The organism is Streptomyces sp. NPDC002680, from assembly GCF_042889145.1.
In the GTDB taxonomy this organism is placed as follows: Bacteria; Actinomycetota; Actinomycetes; order Streptomycetales; family Streptomycetaceae; genus Streptomyces; species Streptomyces adonidis.
Genome location: NZ_JBIAQP010000020.1, coordinates 240,636 through 258,836 on the forward strand (window position 1 = coordinate 240,636; position 18,201 = coordinate 258,836).

13 protein-coding genes are annotated in these 18,201 nt (G+C 69.3%); 3 read left to right on the forward strand and 10 right to left on the reverse strand.

Going from position 1 to position 18,201, the window contains the following annotated elements:
* Positions 1–123 precede the first annotated feature (123 nt).
* The 9 genes from ACFYXF_RS41095 to ACFYXF_RS41135 all read right to left on the reverse strand — a co-directional run bounded on the left by ACFYXF_RS41095 (position 124) and on the right by ACFYXF_RS41135 (position 11,838).
* Positions 124–945: an ABC transporter permease gene (locus ACFYXF_RS41095; protein ID WP_389357403.1), complete on the reverse strand. Its 822-nt coding sequence runs from the start codon at positions 943–945 to the stop codon at positions 124–126.
* Position 946: 1 nt separating this feature from the next.
* Complete coding sequence (locus tag ACFYXF_RS41100) at positions 947–1,750, reverse strand: ABC transporter permease (protein WP_389357405.1); 804 nt, start codon at positions 1,748–1,750, stop codon at positions 947–949.
* A gap of 1 nt (position 1,751) precedes the next feature.
* Positions 1,752–2,768, reverse strand: coding sequence for an ATP-binding cassette domain-containing protein (locus tag ACFYXF_RS41105; protein ID WP_389357407.1), 1,017 nt, complete (start codon positions 2,766–2,768; stop codon positions 1,752–1,754).
* Positions 2,769–2,850: 82 nt separating this feature from the next.
* Positions 2,851–5,784 carry a glycoside hydrolase family 2 TIM barrel-domain containing protein gene (locus ACFYXF_RS41110; protein ID WP_389357409.1) on the reverse strand — a complete coding sequence of 978 codons (2,934 nt, stop codon included), beginning with the start codon at positions 5,782–5,784 and terminating at the stop codon, positions 2,851–2,853.
* A 29-nt stretch (positions 5,785–5,813) separates the two neighbouring features.
* Positions 5,814–6,710, reverse strand: a complete 897-nt coding sequence (locus tag ACFYXF_RS41115) for a carbohydrate ABC transporter permease (protein ID WP_389357411.1) — start codon at positions 6,708–6,710, stop codon at positions 5,814–5,816.
* Entirely contained in the window at positions 6,707–7,672 is a 966-nt protein-coding gene (locus ACFYXF_RS41120) for a carbohydrate ABC transporter permease (protein ID WP_389357413.1), read from the reverse strand. Before ACFYXF_RS41120 ends, ACFYXF_RS41115 begins: the two co-directional genes overlap by 4 nt.
* 20 nt (positions 7,673–7,692) lie before the next feature.
* Positions 7,693–8,955, reverse strand: coding sequence for an ABC transporter substrate-binding protein (locus tag ACFYXF_RS41125; protein WP_389357415.1), 1,263 nt, complete (start codon positions 8,953–8,955; stop codon positions 7,693–7,695).
* 242 nt (positions 8,956–9,197) lie between these two features.
* Positions 9,198–10,433, reverse strand: a complete 1,236-nt coding sequence (locus ACFYXF_RS41130; RefSeq protein WP_389357451.1) for an ROK family transcriptional regulator — start codon at positions 10,431–10,433, stop codon at positions 9,198–9,200.
* A 160-nt stretch (positions 10,434–10,593) separates the two neighbouring features.
* Positions 10,594–11,838, reverse strand: coding sequence for an FAD-binding protein (locus ACFYXF_RS41135; protein WP_389357417.1), 1,245 nt, complete (start codon positions 11,836–11,838; stop codon positions 10,594–10,596).
* 149 nt (positions 11,839–11,987) lie between these two features.
* On the opposite strand from ACFYXF_RS41135, the gene ACFYXF_RS41140 reads away from it, so the two are divergent.
* Positions 11,988–13,310, forward strand: a complete 1,323-nt coding sequence (locus ACFYXF_RS41140) for a radical SAM protein (protein WP_389357419.1) — start codon at positions 11,988–11,990, stop codon at positions 13,308–13,310.
* A gap of 286 nt (positions 13,311–13,596) precedes the next feature.
* On the forward strand, positions 13,597–15,090 hold the full coding sequence (locus ACFYXF_RS41145; protein WP_389357421.1) for a cellulose binding domain-containing protein: 1,494 nt from the start codon (positions 13,597–13,599) through the stop codon (positions 15,088–15,090).
* Between the two features lie 75 nt (positions 15,091–15,165).
* On the opposite strand, the gene gndA is transcribed toward ACFYXF_RS41145, so the two are convergent.
* Positions 15,166–16,608: an NADP-dependent phosphogluconate dehydrogenase gene (gene gndA, locus ACFYXF_RS41150; protein WP_389357423.1), complete on the reverse strand. Its 1,443-nt coding sequence runs from the start codon at positions 16,606–16,608 to the stop codon at positions 15,166–15,168.
* A gap of 316 nt (positions 16,609–16,924) precedes the next feature.
* Between gndA and rsgA the strand changes: the two genes are divergently transcribed.
* A complete protein-coding gene (gene rsgA, locus ACFYXF_RS41155; protein ID WP_389357425.1) occupies positions 16,925–18,037 on the forward strand; it encodes a ribosome small subunit-dependent GTPase A in 1,113 nt (370 codons plus the stop codon).
* The last annotated feature ends 164 nt before the right edge of the window (positions 18,038–18,201 follow it).

An 18,201-nucleotide genomic window follows, 5' to 3' on the forward strand; every position in this document is an offset into this window, starting at 1 on the left:
GGTTTTCCTCATAGACGCGCATGCCGGGCCCGGCCGGAGCCCGAGGGGGACCGCGATGGCAGGCTTCCAGGGACGGAAATGTTGGCAGGGCTCCGCGTACGGCCAACAGGCTCGCTGTGCCCGCTACCCGTTCACCCCCGTGTAGTGCCCCAAGCTCCACCGCCAAAGCCACCGCGCCCCCAGAAACGCCACCAACCCCAGCAACGGCGACGACGCCGCCAGCCAGTACGGCACGCCCGTGTCGTTGGCGTGGCCGGTCAGTACCGCTGCGGGGAAGTACGCGACGAACGCGAGCGGCAGGCCGAAAGTGAGGAAGCCGCTCACCGTCCTCGGCAGCACGTTGAGGGGGTAGCTGCCGAACGTTCCCAGGAGCTCCTCCAGCCAGCGGCCCCAGTAGTCGGCGGCCGGGAAGCGCAGCGACGCGCAGGCCACCACCGTGAACAGGGCCGCCTCCAGGAGCATTCCGCCCAGGACACAGGCCACCAGGTACGAGATACGGCCCGCCGTCCAGTCCAGGTTGCTCCGGGACAGTGCGCCGACCATGAGGCCCACGGCGACCGTCAGGTCGCCGATGGCGTTGGTGGGGAACACGGACAGCTGGACCTGGCGGTACACCGGCATCGGGCGGACCAGGTAGGTGTCGATCATCCCCTCCTGGATGATCCGGCCGATGCCGTGCAGCCGGCCGAGGAACAGGACGAAGATGCCGTGCGCCAGCATCCGGGTCGCGGGGATCAGCAGTACCTCCGAGCTGTCCCAGCCGCCCATCCCGGTGAACCGGGTCAGCAGCACCGTCGCGAAGACGATCACCGACACCTGCCAGATGGCGCCGATGGCGATGTTCATCAGGAACTCGGAGCGATACTCCAGCTGAGCACGGAAGTTGAGCTTCGTGATCCGCCACGCGATCCGAAAGCCGTTGAATGACACCGGTTTTGACGTCATGTCAGCCTCCTTGCGAGATCACGCGCCGGGCCGCCCGCTGCCACAGCAGCCGGGTGAACAGGGCGAGCGCCACCACCCAGGCGGCCTGTACGGCGAGTTGGGCGGGCGCGTCCGACAACGGGATGCGGCCGATGTACAGCGACAGCGGTACGTTCAGCGTCGCCTGGAACGGCAGGAAGCCGCTCAGCGTGATGAACCAGTCGGGGAAGAACCACAGCGGCGCGTACACCCCGGACATCAGGTTCTGCGCGAAGATCAGGATCATCATCGCGGAGCCGTTGCGCAGCGTCCAGAAGCACAGCTGGTCCAGGACCAGCATGACGTAGTACATGACCCATTGGCCGAGCAGCAGGCTCAGCGCGAACACCCCGGCCACGGCCGCTGATTCGGGCGGCTCGACCACGCCGACGGCCAGGCAGAGGACGTACCCGGTCAACGCCCAGGCGAACCCGTACAGTTGCTCGCCGAGTGCGCGGAGCGCGTAGTAGCGCTGGGGCGGCAGTGGGCGCAGGTACCAGTACACGATCGTGCCGAAGTGCATGTGCTGGAGCATGGAGTCGCGGCCCGCGTACTGGTCCAACTCCCGCAGCCGGGAGGCGAGTACGGCCATCACGGCGTACGTCACCGCCTGGTCGCGGTCGAGGCCGGCCGTCGTACCGGTCTGCTGGTACAGGCCGTTCCACAGGGACGCGACCAGGACCACCTGGACGGTCAGCCGGACCAGGGCGGCGGTCATCCGGGGCGGGGCGTGCAGCTCACCGAGGGGCGTGACCCTGGTGGCCCGCCAGGCGTGCAGGACGGCCATGTCAGCCGCCCTCGTGCGGAGTCGGAGCCTCGGCGTGGACGTACGCGGCCCGCATCACGTCCTCCAGGTCGGCCTCGTCGAGGGCGATGTCCGTTACCTCGTACCGCTCGATGACCCGTTTGAGCGCCTGGTGGACCGTCGGGGCGTCCGGACCGTCGTCGGGGCCGAAGACCACCTGCGGGCCCTCGCGGCGGAGCAGTGCGATGCCCGGGAGCGCCACGACCTCCGCGTGCGGGTCCGCCAGGGTCGCGCGGACCTGCCAGGTCGAGCCGAACCTCTTCTTGATCTCGTCCAGCGTGCCGTCCAGTACGAGCCGGCCGTGGTTGACGAGGACGACCCGCTCGGCGAGCCGCTCGACCTCTGTCATGTCGTGCGTGGTCAGCAACACCGTCCGGCCGCGTTCTTCCACCTGGTGGCGCAGGAACTCCCGTACCTGCTCCTTCACCACCACGTCCATGCCGATCGTGGGTTCGTCGAGGAACACCACCGGCGGATCGTGCAGCAGCGCCGCCGCGAGGTCGCAGCGCACCCGCTGGCCCAGTGACAGATGCCGTACGCGCGTGTCCCAGAACGTGGAGAGCTGGAGCAGGTCGTCGAACTCTCGCAGCCTTACGTCGTGTTCGGGCTTGGGTATCTCGTAGATGTCCCGGAGGATCGAGAACGACTCACGCACCGGCAGGTCCCACCAGAGCTGGGTGCGCTGGCCGAACACCGCCCCGATGTTGCGGGCGTTGCGCTCCCGCTCCAGGTACGGCACCACGCCGGCGACGCGTGCCTCGCCGGACGTGGGGGTGAGGATGCCGGTGAGCATCTTGATGGTCGTCGACTTGCCGGCGCCGTTCGGGCCGAGCAGGGCCAGGAGTTCGCCCGGCGCCACGTCGAAGGTGATGTCGGAGACGGCGTCCTTCGCGACCCGTTCCGGCTGGACGAGGGAGCGCAGCGCGCCGGTGAAACCGGGACGCCGCACGGTGGTGTGGAAGGTCCGGGACAGGCCACGGACCTCTATGGAACCACTCACTCAGGGAACCTCCGGGAACTCGCGACGCACGAACACGGCCGTCCGGCTGCGAAGCCGAACGGCCGTGTGACCGGTAACATACTCAGTCGTCGATGACCGAGAAGACAACGGAGAATTCAGCGGGCTGAACCCTCAGCAGATACTGCGGAAGCGCGCCCGGCCCGCAGGACTGTGAGCCGATGCCCTGCTGGCCGTGGTCGAGGTTGACCCACACCGTGTCGCCGGGCGTCAGGTCGGTGAGGTGCTCGGCCGCGTCGAGCTGTTCGCTCGTCCAGCGGCGGGCCGTGAACCAGAACTCCGGGTCGCCGTCGACCCGCAGCCCGCCGATCTCCGCCCAACGTACGTCGGTCCGGGCGCCGTTCTCCTGCGGGCGGAGGTAGGGCGTCTGGAGGCCGTCGACCGTGGACTCCCAACGGGCCAGCATGGAAGCCGCGTTGGTGTCGGGATATCCCTCACCGGGGCCGCCGCCGAACCAAGCCACCCTGTCCGCCTCCGACAGTCCGAGCCGGATACCGAGCCTCGGCAGCGGCAACGTCCAGTCGCCCTCGGGATTGACGGTCACGGTCAGCTTCAGCTTGTCGCCGTCGGACGTCCAGCGGTACACCGTGTTCAGGCCCACCTCGGCGGCGGCGGGCGCCACCCGGGTCCGTACGGTCAGCGAGTCCGTGCCCAACTCCACGGAGTCCAGGCGGTGTTGCATCCGGTGCAGGCCCAGCTTGCGCCACAGCACGCCGTAGCGGATGTCGGGCTGCCAGGCCGCGCCGAAGTCGTTGTCGGTGGGCGCCCGCCACACGTCCAGCTTCGGGCCGATGACATCGACTCCGTTGATCGACTTCAATGCGCCGGTCGAGGGGCTGAAGACGCCAGGACCGAGCATGATGCCGTCCCACTCGTCGCGGGCGGAAGGCTCGCTTCCGGTGCTGAGACGCAGGAACCTGGACTCGGCGGGACGCTCGCTCGCGGCGACGTTCACCAGGGTGCGGGCGTGGACGGGGAGTTGGCCCCAGGCCACCGGATGGCCCTGCGGCCCCCACGTCGTGTCCTCGGCGAGTGTGGCCCGCACGGTCCAGCAGGTCTCGGCGCCCCCGCCGTCGGCCGGTGGCTGCGGCAGCTTCACCTCCGCCGACTCGCCGGGAGCCAGGGTCGCGGGCACGGCGAGGGTGCCGGTTTCGACCGCCGTGCCGTCGACGTCGTACGACCATACGAAGGTGAGCGCGGAGAGGTCGGCGAAGTCGTACGCGTTCGTCACGCGTACGGTGCCGTCCGTGCCGTCGCCCGTGATGCGGACCGGCTCGATGACCTTCTTGTACTCGACCAGCCCGGGGGAGGGCGTGCGGTCCGGGAAGATCAGGCCGTCGCAGACGAAGTTGCCGTCGTGCAGCTCCTCGCCGAAGTCGCCGCCGTACGCGTAGCCGAACCGCTCGTCCTTGATGCCGTGGTCGATCCACTCCCAGATGAAGCCGCCCTGGATACGGTCGTGGGCCTCGAAGATGCGCTGGTAGTCGGCGATGCCGCCGGGGCCGTTGCCCATGGCGTGCCCGTACTCGCAGAGGATGAAGGGGAGTTGGCGGCGCTTCTGCGTGCCACCGTCCAGACCCTGGCCGATGCGCTCGGTCTCCGCGTGGTCGGCGTACATGCGGGAGTACATGTCCGTGTCGCGGCAGTCCCAGTCGCCCTCGTAGTGCACGAGCCGGGAGCTGTCGCGGCTGTGGATCCACTCGGCCATGGCGGTCAGCCCGCGTCCGGTGCCGGCCTCGTTGCCCAGCGACCAGATGACGACCGACGGGTGGTTCTTGTCGCGCTCGACCATCCGGGACGCGCGGTCCAGGAGGGCCGGGGTCCAGCGGTCGTCGTCGACCGGGTTGTCGCGCCAGTTCTGCTCGGTGAAGCCGTGGGTCTCCAGGTCGCACTCGTCGATGACCCACAGGCCGTACTCGTCGCACAGGTCGAGGAAGGCCGGGTGCGGCGGGTAGTGCGAGGTACGGACGGCGTTCAGGTTGTGCCGCTTCATCAGCAGTACGTCGGCCCGCATGGTCTCCAGGTCGAGGGCGCGGCCCTTCTCGGGGTGCCACTCGTGGCGGTTGACACCCTTGAAGAGGACCGCCTTGCCGTTGACCTTGATCAGCCCGTCGGACAGTTCGACGGTCCGGAAGCCGATGCGCAACGGCACCCGCTCACCGGCCGTGACCAGCACACCGTCGTAGAGGCGGGGGGTCTCGGCGGTCCACGGCTCGACGGCGACCGTCACCGGCTCGCCGGTCCTGACATCGATGTCCAGCTCGGGGACGGTGACCCGCCCGTCGATGTCGGACTCGACGCGGAGCGTGCCCTCGCCGGTCGTGTGTTCGTACGAGGCGTGCACGAAGAAGTCGAGGACGCTGCCCGCCGGGCGGTGCAGCAGCGTGACGTCACGGAAGATGCCCGGCAGCCACCACTGGTCCTGGTCCTCCAGGTACGAGCCCGCCGACCACTGGTGGACCCGGACCGCGAGGACGTTCCCGCTCGGCTTCAGCAGCCGCCCGACCGCGAACTCGTGGGCCAGCCGTGAGCCCTTGAACTCGCCGATCTCCGTGCCGTTCAGCCACACCCGGGCGCACGACTCGACCCCGTCGAAGCGCAGCACCGCCCCGCCGTCCGACAGATCGGGCCAGTCGGACGGTAGGTCGAAGACGTGCAGGTGGTCGCCGGTCGGGTTCTCGGTCGGCACGCGGGGCGGGTCGACCGGGAAGGGGTAGAGGTGGTTGGTGTAGATCGGCGAGCCGAAGGCCCCGTCGCCCTGGAGGACCCAGTGCCCGGGGACCGTCACCTCGGCCCAGTCCCCGGCGTCGTACCCCGGCTCGGCGAACGAGTCGTCCGCGCCGTCGGCGGTCGGCGACAGCCGGAAACTCCAGCTGCCGTTGAGGGACAGCGAACCGGCGTCCGAGGACGCGTACCAGGCGCGGGGCGGAAGGGCCCCGGTGCCGGGTGAGACGTCCTCGACGTAGTCGGTGGACGTGGCCGTGGTGCGGGAGGACATCGGTCTCCTAGTTCAGCCCAATAGGCGGCTCAGCCCTTGATGCCGGTCTGCGCGATCCCCTGGACCAGCCAGCGCTGGAGGAAGAGGAACACGAACACCAGGGGCAGGATGGAAAAGGCGGTGGCCATGAAGATGATATGGAAGACGACGGTCTGGTTGGTCATGTAGTTGGAGAGCGCGACCTGAACGGTCCACGAATCCGGACTCTGGCCGATGACCAGCGGCCACAGGAAGGAGTTCCAGCCGTTGATGAAGGTGATGGTCGCCATCGCCGCGAAGAAGTTCAGCGAGTTGGGCACCACGATGCGCCAGTACGCACCCCAGTAGCCCAGTCCGTCCACCCGCGCCGCCTCCTCCAGCTCCTTGGGGAACCCCAGGAAATACTGCCGGAACAGGAAGCAGGTGAAACCACTGAACAGGCCCGGGAGGATGAGACCCCGGTAGGTGTCCACCCAGCCGAGGGACGAGACCAGTACGAAGCTCGGGATGAAGGTGACGGCCGTCGGGACCATCAGGGTGCCCAGGACGGCGTAGAAGACCTTGTTGGCGTGCTTGTACGGGATGCGGGCGAGGCCGTAGCCCGCGAGGGAGCACACCAGCAGGGTGCCGACGGTGTGCAGGGTGGCCACGACCGCCGAGTTCCACAGGGACTGCGCGAAGGGCACCGTCTCGTCGGTGAACAGTTCGCTGATGTTGCCCCACTGGATGTCCGTGGGGAAGAACTTCCAGTGCTCTCCGGTGATCTCGACATCGGTGGAGAGGGCGTTGCGGACCAGCAGGTAGAACGGGACCAGGAAGAAGAAGCCGGCGATCCCGGTGGCGATGTAGAGCCCGGTGGAGCTCATCACGCCGCCACCGCGCCTGTCGCGGCGCGGCTTGCCTGACGGCGGCGCGGGTTCCCGCACCTCGGGCATGGTGGTGGTCACTTGGACTCCTCCCCCCTTCCGAAGCCCATGAACTTGCCCTGGAGCAGGGTCACGGCACAGATCAGCACGGTCAGGATGATCGCGCCGGCGCTGCCGGCACCGTAGTCCTGACTCTCGCCCAGGGCCTTGTAGTACAGCTCGACCAGGGGCGGACGGCCCCAGGTGGTCTTCGACAGGAGGTTGATGAACTCGTCGAAGGCCTGGTACGCGGCGATGAGCAGCAGCAGGACCACCGCGGTGGACGTGGCGCGCAGCTGGGGCAGCGTGATGTACCGGAAGGTCTGCCAGCCCGGCTTTGCGCCGTCGATGGCGGCGGCCTCGTACAGCTCGCCCGGTATGTTCTGCAGCGCCGCGATGAACAGGATCATGTAGAAGCCGGACTGCAGCCACAGACGTGCGCTGACGATGACCAACCAGTACCAGGGCGGATTGGGGTCGACCAGCCAGGCGATGTTGTCGATCCCGAACCAGGCGAGAACCGTGTTCATCAGGCCGAACCTGACCCCGCTGAAGATGGACATCTTCCAGATCAGCGAGGCGGCCACGTAACTGCACGCGGTCGGCAGGAAGAAGACCGACCGGAAGAACGCCCGCATGAAGCGCAGCCGGTTCACCAGCAGGGCCAGACCCAGCGAGAGCGCCCAGGTGGTCGGCACGATGAACGCGGCGAAGGCGGTGAAGGTGCCGAGCGAGCCGACGAAGTCGTCGTTCGTCAGCATGTACACGTAGTTGTCGAAGCCGACGAACTTGTCGGGCGTGACGGTGAAGCGGGCCTCGAAGAAACTGAGCCAGAGACTCCAGAGGATCGGCGCGTAGACGAAGATCCCCAGGCCGATGACGAACGGTCCGGTGAAGAGCCAGAAGTTGAAGGTGGGGCTGCCCCGCAGACCCCGCCGCGGCTTGGCCGGTGAGGCCTTCGCCGGGGCGGGGAGCGCGAGGTCGCGCGTTTCGGTCGTCGACATGTCGTGATCCGTCCCGCGGCCTATCCGAACAGCTTCTTGAGCTCGCGGTTGACGGCCGTGTCGGCCTTGTCGAGCGCGGCCTCCGGGTCCATGTCCTTGCGGACACTGTTGGCGAACACGTCCTCGAGGGAGGTGATCATGGCCTGGGTCCAGCCGATGTTGTCGAAGTGCCCGAACTCGTTGAAGAGCCGGACGCCCTCGGCGGCGTTGCCCGACTTGAGCTTGGTCGCCGTCTTCGCGAGCGAGGAGCGCGGCGGGATGTGGAAGCCGTAGGAGGTGGCCCAGTCCTCCTGGTACTCCTTCTGGTCGAGCCACAGCCACTTCACGTACGCCTTGGCCGCCTCGACGTTGTCGCCCTTGGCGTTGACGAACATCGACCAGCCGCCGTTGTAGACCGACTGCTTGCCCGAGTCGATGGTCTTCGGGAAGGGGAAGACCCCCCAGTCGTCGCCGAGCGCGGCCTGGATCCCCGGCATGGCCCACATGCCGCAGAACTGGATGGCGCACAGGCCCTGGTTGAGCGAGGAGGGGTCCCAGGACGCGGTCGGTGCGCCGAGGAGAAGGTCGCCGCTGGTGAACAGCTTGCGCATCTTCTTGATGCCCTCGATGACGCCGGGGGTGTGGTAGGCGATCTGGTTCTTCTCGTCGAGGGTGTCGGCGCCGGCCGACCAGATCATCGGGTTGATGACACTGTGCAGGTCGTCGCCCATGTACAGGCCCTTGACCTTGCCGGTGGTGAGCTTGGCCGCGGCCTCCATCAGCTCGTCGAGCGTGGTCGGCACCTCGACCTTGGCCGCCTCCAGCATCGACTTGCGGTAGAAGAAGAACTGCGGGTCGTCGATCATGCGGACGCCGTATATCTTGCCGTCCACCGTGTGCGACTTGATGTCGGCCGGATTGAAGTCGTCCTTGACCGGCGTGATGATGTCGGTCAGGTCCGCCACCTGGCCGCTCGTGATCATCTGCATCTGCGGGTGGAACTCGAAGAGGTCGGGCGCGTTGTCGGTGAGCAGCGTCGCGAAGAGCTTGCTCTCGTAGTCGGCACTGGTGATCCACTGCGTGGAGACGTTGGCCTTGCTGTAGGCCTTCGCGTACTTCTTGATCGCCTGCTCGGTGCCCGCCTCACCGTACGCGTGGAAGTACTGGACGAGTGCGTCGCCCGAACCCCCGCTGCTGCGGCCCGTGTTGCCGCCGCACGCGGTGAGTCCACCGGCGGCGGCCAGGCCCATGGCGGCCCGCAGAACGTTCCGGCGGTCCCAGTTGCTGTTGCTCAATGCCGACATGTGACGTCCTTGTCTCGAGTGCGGCTGCGGCCCTGTCGCTTCAGCGCCAGATGGCTCAAATGACGTTGCGGAGCGGGACGTTAACCTTCGGCTAAGGCTTCGGCAAGGGGTTGGACGAAGCCCGTTCGAAACGTTGCCGGGCGTTCGGGATGTCGGACGCGGCGGGTCGACGCCGGACACGGCGAAGCCGCGGACCGTGTCAACCACGGTTCGCGCAGGGCTGGTTGGCCGCCGGCCCGGACCTACTTCAGGGGCATCGGACCGGCGCGCCGGGCGGACGACGACCGCTGGGTTGCCGAGGACAGCGCGCCTTCGAGGGCGAACGTCGCCGCGCCCAGACACGCCGGATCGGTGGGGATGGCGGACAGGACGATCTCGGTGGCGGCCATCGGCCGTGGCAGCGCGTGCCGGCCGACGGCCTCGCGCACCTCGTGCAGCAGCGGTTCGCCGAGCCTGCGGGCCACCCAGCTGCTGAGCACGACCACTTCCGGGTTGAGGACGTTGACCAGGTTCGCGATGCCCGCGCCGATGTAACGGGCCGTCTCCCGTACGACCTTGAGCGCCACCGGGTCCTGCGCGTCCACACCCCGGGCCAGCGCGTCGATGGTGGCGGTCTGGTCGTCGGGGTGGAGCAGCGGGCTGCTCGGGCCGATCTCCCGCAGGTTCAGCATGATGCCGGGCGCGCCGACATAGGCCTCCACGCAGCCGTGGTTGCCGCAGCGGCACAGCCGTCCGTCGAGGACGAGCGTGGTGTGTCCCCACTCGCCGGCGCTGTTGCTCACCCCCCGGTACAGCCCGCCCTGGAGCGCGAGCCCGGCGCCGACCCCCGTACCGAGGTTGACCACCACCGTGTCCCCGCGTCCGCGTGCCGCCCCGAACCACATCTCCGCGACCGCGCCGGCGCGCAGCGGATTGTCCAGGTAGAGGGGGTAGGCGATGACCTCGGACAGCAGATCGAGCAGCGGCACGTCGTGCCAGTCCCAGTTGGGCGCGTACTCCGAGATGCCGGTGTCCCGGTCCACCTGCCCCGGCACGCTCACCCCGACGCCCAGCACCCGCGCGCCCTCGATACCGGCCTGTGCGACCACCGAGCCCACGGCGGCGGCCACATGGCTGACCACCTGCTCGGGCAGGCTCTCGCCGGGGCGCATGTCCTCGTCGGCGCGGGCCAGCACGTTCAGCGCGAGGTCGAACAGCTCGACATGGACGTACGTCTCCGCGATGTCGACGCCGATCAGCGCGCCCCCCGACGCGTTGACGGCCACGAGCCCCCGGGGACGGCCGCCCGCCGAGTCCTCGAACCCGACCTCCGTGATCATCCGCAGATCGAGCAGCTCACCGACGAGCGTGGCGACCGTGGCCAGGCTCAGCCCCGTGGCCGCCGCCAGCTCCTGGCGGGAGGTGGGGGAGTGGGCGATGATCTGGCGCAGCACCTCATAGCGGTTAGCGGTGCGGATGTCACGTGATGTGCGCTTCACCACCGGGCTTGCCCCTTCGCCGTGCAGACCTCAGTGCAGACAGGCCGGGGCACGACGGCACCGGCGCCGCGCCAGGCTATGGGCAGCGGGGGAGGTTCGACAAGGGGTTAGGAAAGGGGCTGAAGAAAGTCTCCCCGCACTTGGCGGCACACCCGGTGGATCAGTCGCCGAGCATCTCCCGTACGAACGCGTTGGTGAACTTCGCCGACGGGTCCAGGGACGCTGCCAGTGCCGTGAAGTCCGGCAGGCGTGGGTACCGGCCGCGCAGCACCTCCGGTGCCACGGTGAACACCTTGCCCCAGTGGGGACGCGGGCCGAACGGGTTCAGGGCCGTCTCGACCCGGCGTACGACGGGCAGCACCGCCTCCGTGTCCGCGACCCAGGTGAAGTGGAACGCCACGCTGTCCCGTCCGTGCGCCGGGCTCAGCCACTGGTCGTCGGCGGCGATCGTCCGCACCTCGCACACCTGGAGCACCGGCGCGACGACGTCCCGGATCGCGTCGAGGGAACGCAGGGCGTCGAGGGCGTAGGGGCGCGGCAGCAGATACTCCGACTGGAGCTCCTCGCCGTTGCTGGGCGTGAACTCCGCCCGGAAATGGGGGAGTCGGTCGTTCCAGGGGCCCGGCACGCCGAACTGCTCGGTGCAGTGCACGGCCGGCATCCCCGGCACCGGGTGCATCGCCTCGGTGGCGGGCGCGGCCCACGGGAAGTCCGGTGGTGACTGATCGGTACGCCGCTTCAGCCACACCTGCCGGAAGCCCGGACCGCGCCAGTCCGTGAACAGACTCACGCTGTACGCGGCCCCCGCCACGGCCTCGAAGTCCAGCCCCTCCAGGGGCAGTTCGGTGAACACGTACTGCTCGACCTCGAAGTCCGCCTCCAGGTCGAGGCTGAGCGCGGTGACCACGCCCAGCGCGCCGAGCGCGGTGACGGCGCCGTCGAAACCGTCCTCGCCCCGCGCGATCGTCAGCGTCGAACCGTCCGCCGTGACCAGCTCGACCTCGCGCACCGGGGCGGCCAGCGAACCGTTGCCGACGCCCGAACCGTGCGTACCGGTCGCCACCGATCCCGCCACCGAGATGTGCGGGAGGGACGCCATGTTGGGCAGCGCGAGCCCGCGCCCGTGGACGACCCGGGCCAGCTCCGCGTACCGGACCCCGCCCCCTACCCGGACCGTACGGGCCGTGGTGTCGACGTCGATCTCCGGCGGCAGCGCGGCCAGCGAGAGCAGGACGCCGCCGTCGCCCGGCTCGGCGATCTCGTTGAACGAGTGCCCGCTGCCCAGCACCCGCACCCGCGCGCTCTCCGCGACGAGCGCCCGCAGCGCGGCCGGGGTGTGCGGTCGGTGCAGCTCCTTGGGCGTGTAGATGATGTTGCCCGCCCAGTTGGTCAGCGTCTCGGCCATCGGGTCCGTCCCTCCGCTCAGATGTGTCGACCTTCTCACGCAGGGGTGTGTGACATGCCCGAGGGGCCCCGAGGCCACGGACACGCAGGCGGGGGCATACCGTGAGGAGTCGAACGCCGGATTACCGCCGGAGCTGGAGGAGACACGGGATGGGCAGCCGCACCGCGCTGGTCGAGGATCTGATGGAGCGCTTTCCGCACGTACCGCGCGAGGCCGTCTTCAAAGAAGACCTGCTCAGGGGTGGTGTGGCCTTCGACCCGTCCGCGCTCAGCGACAACGAGGGCGGCGAGGTCAAGCCGAAGTCGTACTTCATCTTCTCCTTCGACCACGGCACCCTCCCCGAGCTGGGCGAGGCCGCGCTGCGCCGCCCGCCGGAGGAGATCATCCTCACCGGAGGCCCGTACGACCTGCGCCGGACCGTCGTGTCGGTCCGGGTGAACCCGGCCTCCCCCTACCGGGTGGCCGCCGACGAGCACGGCGTGCTCGGCCTCTACCTCGACGGGAAGCGGATCTCGGACGTCGGGGTGCCGCCGATGCCCGAGTACTACAAGCACAAGCTCTCCAACGGGAAGTCCGTCATGGAGGTCGCCCCCACCATCCAGTGGGGCTACCTCGTCTATCTGACCGTCTTCCGGGTCTGCCAGTACTTCGGCGCCAAGGAGGAGTGCCAGTACTGCGACATCAACCACAACTGGCGCCAGCACAAGGCGGCCGGGCGGCCCTACACGGGCGTGAAGGACGTCGACGAGGTCCTGGAAGCCCTGGAGATCATCAACCGCTACGACACGGCGAAGGCCTCCACCGCCTACACCCTCACCGGCGGCGCCATCACCTCCAAGCTCCAGGGCCGTGACGAGGCCGACTTCTACGGCATGTACGCCAAGGCCATCGAGGAGCACTTCCCGGGCCGCTGGATCGGCAAGGTCGTCGCCCAGGCGCTCCCGAAGGACGACGTACAGCGCTTCAAGGACTACGGCGTCCAGATCTACCACCCCAACTACGAGGTGTGGGACGAGTACCTCTTCAAGATGTACTGCCCCGGCAAGGAGCGGTATGTCGGCCGCGACGAATGGCACAAGCGCATCCTCGACTCGGCGGAGGTCTTCGGCGCGCGCAATGTCATCCCCAATTTCGTGGCGGGCGTGGAGATGGCCGAGCCGTTCGGCTTCAAGACGGTCGACGAGGCGATCGAGTCGACCACCGAGGGCCTGCGTTTCTTCATGTCGCACGGCATCACGCCCCGCTTCACCACCTGGTGCCCCGAGCCCACGACCCCGCTCGGCAAGGCCAACCCCCAGGGCGCGCCGCTGGAATACCACATCCGGCTCTTGCAGGCCTATCGCCAGACGATGGACGACTTCGGCCTCGACTCGCCCCCCGGCTACGGCGAACCCGGCCCCGGCCGCGCCGTGTTCTCCGTCAGCTCCTTCATGGACAGCCTGCCGGCCCGGGATTCGGCGGCGAAGATCTGAGCCGAGGATCCGGAGTCGAAGATCCGGCGTCGAAAGTCTGAACGGAACACCACCTCGATCCGTATGGGGGGACTGGGAACCACGCGTGGTTCCCGGTAACTCCGGACCCCGTACGGCGAGTCCGCGTTGACATGTGACGACATGTGAATACGTCGCTTGTCAGTTGTGCGGGAAACGTGAAAAGCTCGGGCTCCGTTTTGCAAAACGGTTCCCAACTCCCCTGTTCTTGGGGTCAGTTGACCTTGACGTTGGCGTGTGCAAGCCGTTGATGCTGGAGTCCCCCCATATGCCAGATCTGCCGACCCCCCAGGACGCCGCCGAGGCAGCGCTGTTCTCGGAGTGCTGGGACGCGGTCCTCTCGTACGCCGACCTCTGCACGTCCGGCGCGTCCGCCGGCACCGAACTCGCCGCCGAGGCGTTCACCCACGGTATCCACGCGGCCCGCGCCGCCGACTTCGGAGCCCGCAGCACCGGACGCCGCATACCCCGCCTGCCCTGGATACCCCTGCTCCTGGCGGCAGTTCGCAGTACCGCCGCGTCCTGGGAGGAGACCGGGCACGGCAACCATCTCGACCCCGACCTGAGACTGTGGCTCAACTCCGACAAGGCCGCCCGGTACGTGGGCCCGCCGCTGCGCCGCCCCCTCGCGCTGCGCGCCCTGCGCGACATGCAGGAACCGGACGCGGCCCTGCTCTGGCTGGCCGACGTGGAGTCGCTGCCGCTGCCCGTCGTCGCCCGCCGGCTCGGCCTCGACCCCCACAGCGCCGCCGAGGAACTCGCCCAGGTACGCGGTCTGTTCAGAGACCGGTGCCAGCGCAACCTCCTCGACACCCCGATGGCCTCCGACTGCCGCGCCTTCGCCCGCCTGCTCGACGCGGTCTCCCGCTCGCACGGTGCGGAGATCCCCGACGACCTCTCCCGGCACCTCGCGATCTGCGTGGAGTGCGCCGAGGCCGCCGCCTGTCTGCGGCTGTACGGCGGGGCCAGCGGACTGCCCTCCGCGCTCGCCGGCGGTGTCATCGGCTGGGGCGGGCTCGCCTACCTGGAACGGCGCCGCCGCGCCGCCGAGGCCGGTCTGCTCGGCGGGCGCGGGGAAGCGGGCATCGACACCGGCCTCACCGTCGGGGAGTCCCGTCCGCGCATCGGCCGTACGGCGATCCTGGTGGCGGCCGTCATCGTCTCCGCCCTGGCGCTCACTGTCTCGCTGATGCCCTTCGACGGCTCCGGCAACGACGTCTCCGCGAAGGGCGGCACGACCGACGGCCGGCCCGTGGTCGACCCGGGCGGACTGCCGTCCGGCGTGACCGTCCCGGCGGGCGCCACCCCGTCCACGTCGACCGACCCGTCGACCCCGGACACGTCCACGACCCCCTCCGACAAGCCCGACCCGGAGCCCCAGGGCACCTCCACGGCCACCGCGAGCGGTGCGGCGCCGAAGCCGAGCCCCAGCAAGAGCGACAGCGAAGAGATCTCCTGCGAGGCCGAGTACGACCTCGTCAACGAGTGGCCCGACGGCTTCCAGGCCACCATCAGCGTCACCACCGCGAAGGCCATCGACGGCTGGAGCATCGCCTGGTCCTTCCGCAACGGCCAGCAGGTCGGCCAGATGTGGGACGCGAGCTTCGCCCAGGACGGCGCCCGCGTCACGGCCACGGCCGCCGACTACAACAGGACGGTCGCGGCCGACGGCACGGTCTCCTTCGGCTTCCTGGCCAGCTGGCAGGGCACGAACGCGCCCGCGTTCGACTTCACGCTGAACGGCACCCGCTGCACGACCTGAGACGGGCACCACCACCCGGTCCGGCCACGCCGAGCGATGTCGCTACGGGCGTGGCCGGAGTTCTTCACGGTTCGGTCAGATCACTTCGCTCTCACTCCGGTCCGCCCGCTCCCAGAGGGTGTGGAAGCGGCCCTCGCGGTCGGTGCGCCGGTAGGTGTGGGCGCCGAAGTAGTCGCGCTGGCCCTGGGTGAGGGCGGCCGGGAGACGCTCGGTGCGCAGGGTGTCGTAGTAGGACAGGGCGGCGGAGAAGGCCGGGACCGGGACGCCGTGCCGGGCGGCCGTGGCGACGACCTCGCGCCAGGGGACCTGGGAGTCGGCGATCTCGGCCGCGAACTCCTCGTCGGTGAGCAGCGTGACCCGGCGGGGATCGGCGGCGTACGCGGCCCGCACCCGGTCGAGGAAGGCGGCCCGGACGATGCACCCGCCGCGCCAGATCCTCGCGATCGCCCCGAGGTCGATGTCCCAGCCGTACTCGGCCGACGCATCCATGATCATCTTCCAGCCCTGGTCGTACGCGATGAGCTTCGACGCGTACAGGGCGTGCTCGACGATGCAGGCGAAGCGCTCCGCCTCGTACGCGGTGAGGTCCCAGCTCGTGCCGCCGGGCAGCTCGCGGTACGCGGCGCGCAGGGCGCTCTGGCCGGAGGCGGCGCGGGCGAAGGTGGCCTGGGCGATGGCGGTGACCGGCGAACCGAGGTCGAGGGCGGTCCGTACGGTCCAGCGGCCGGTGCCCTTCTGCCCGGCGGAGTCGGCCACCACGTCCACGAAGGGCCTGCCGGTGGCGGCGTCGGTGTGGGCGAGCACCTCGGCGGTGATCTCCATCAGATAGGAGTCGAGCCGCCCCTTGTTCCACTGCCGGAACACCTCGGCGATCCGCGCGGGCTCGTAGCCTCCGACCTGCCGCAGCAGATGGTAGGCCTCGCCGATGAGTTGCATATCGGCGTACTCGATGCCGTTGTGCACCATCTTCACGAAGTGCCCGGCGCCGTCCGTCCCGACGTGGGTGACACAGGGCTCGCCGTCCACCTTGGCGCTGATCGTCTCGAACATCGGCCCGAGCGCGGCGTACGAGGCCACGGAGCCGCCGGGCATGATGCTCGGCCCGTTCAGCGCGCCCTCCTCACCCCCGGAGACACCCACGCCCACGAAGTGGATCCCGAGCCCGCGCAGGGCCTGTTCCCGGCGGCGGGTGTCGGTGAAGTGGGCGTTGCCACCGTCGATGATCATGTCGCCGGGTTCCAGCAGGGCGGCGAACTCGTCGATCACCGCGTCGGTGGCCGCCCCGGCCTGCACCATGATCATGAGCCGGCGGGGCCGCTCCAGCGCCGCCACGAACTGCTCGGCCGTCTCGGCGGCCACGAACTCGCCCTCGTGCCCGAACTCCTCGACCAGCGCCTTGGTCCTGGCGGGGGTCCGATTGTGGAGGGCCACGGTGTAACCGTGCCGGGCGAAGTTCCGGGCCAGATTCCGGCCCATCACCGCCAGGCCGGTGACGCCGATCTGCGCGGTCGCCTTCATGGTGTGCTCCTTCGCTCGGTGCGGTCCCAACCGCCGCACTGATCAGTTACGGCTGGTGGGGCCCCAGTTGTTCAGCCGGATATTCGGTGGCGTGCCGAGCGGGGGCGCGCCTAGAGTGGAAGCGCCTCGGTCGACGCGGGGCAACGACGAGAAGCACGACGAGGACAACGAGGAGGTGTGACCCGATGGCTGTCTTTGAGATGGGCGCTGCCCGCATCCAGAAGTTCATCAAGTCCACCTCCGTGGCCACCGGCTGACACCCACTTCCTTCGCGCCCAAGTGCGCGCGCCGGGGCCGCCCTTGTGAAGGGTCTCCCTTGACTTCCCTCTCGTCTTCATCCGCTCCATCCGCTTCCTCCCACGCGCTCGCCGCCTACGGCTGGGACGACGCATGGGCAGCCGAATTCGCCCCCTACGCGGCCGAAGGGCTGCTCGTCGGCCGCGTGATCCGCGTCGACCGGGGCCAGTGCGACGTCGCCACCGCCGACGGTGTGCTGCGCGCCGACACCGCGTTCGTCACGCCGCACGACCCGATGCGGGTCATCTGCACCGGCGACTGGGCCGTCGTCGAGCCGGTCGGCGACCCCCGTTACGTCCGTACGTATCTGCCGCGCCGGAGTGCGTTCGTACGGTCCACCTCGTCCAAGCGGTCCGAGGGGCAGATCCTCGCGGCCAACGTCGACCACGCCATCGTCGCCGTGTCGCTGGCCGTCGAACTCGACCTCGGCCGCGTCGAACGGTTCCTGGCGCTGGCCTGGGAATCGGGTGCGCAGCCGGTCGTGGTGCTCACCAAGGCCGACCTGGTACCCGACGCGACGACCCTGTCGTATTTCGTCCAGGACGTGGAGGCCACTGCCCCCGGGGTGCCGGTGCTCACCGTCAGTTCCACCAACGGGGACGGCGTCGACGTCCTCGCGGCGGTCGTCTCCGACGGTACGGCCGTGCTGCTGGGGCAGTCCGGTGCGGGCAAGTCGACGCTCGCGAACGCGTTGCTCGGCGTGGACGTCATGGAGGTCCAGGCCACCCGTGACGCCGACGGCAAGGGCCGGCACACCACGACCACCCGCAACCTGCTCGCCCTGCCCGGTGGGGGCGTCCTCATCGACACACCGGGGCTGCGTGGCGTCGGCCTCTGGGACGCGGGCACGGGCGTCGGGCAGGTCTTCGCCGAGATCGAGGAACTGGCTGTGGGGTGCCGCTTCCAGGACTGTGCGCATACGGCGGAGCCGGGGTGCGCGGTGCTGGAGGCGGTGGACTCGGGGGTGCTGGGTCAGCGGCGCCTGGACAGCTATCGCAAGCTGCTGCGGGAGAACCAGTACATCGTCGCGAAGACGGATGCGCGGTTGCGGGCGGAGATCCGGAAGGACTGGAAGAAGAAGGGGGCGGAGGGGAGGGCGGCGATGGAGGCGAAGCGGGGGCGCCAGCGGTAGCGGTGCGGGGGTGCGCGGGGGGTTTTCTTCGCCCCCGCCGCCCCTACCCGTCCCATCCCTGGGGGCTGTGCCCCCAGACCCCCCTTTGTCCTCAAACGCCGGACGGGCTGACTATCCAGCCCGTCCGGCGTTTGAGGACGAGCGCGTTCAGCGCGATACGGGGG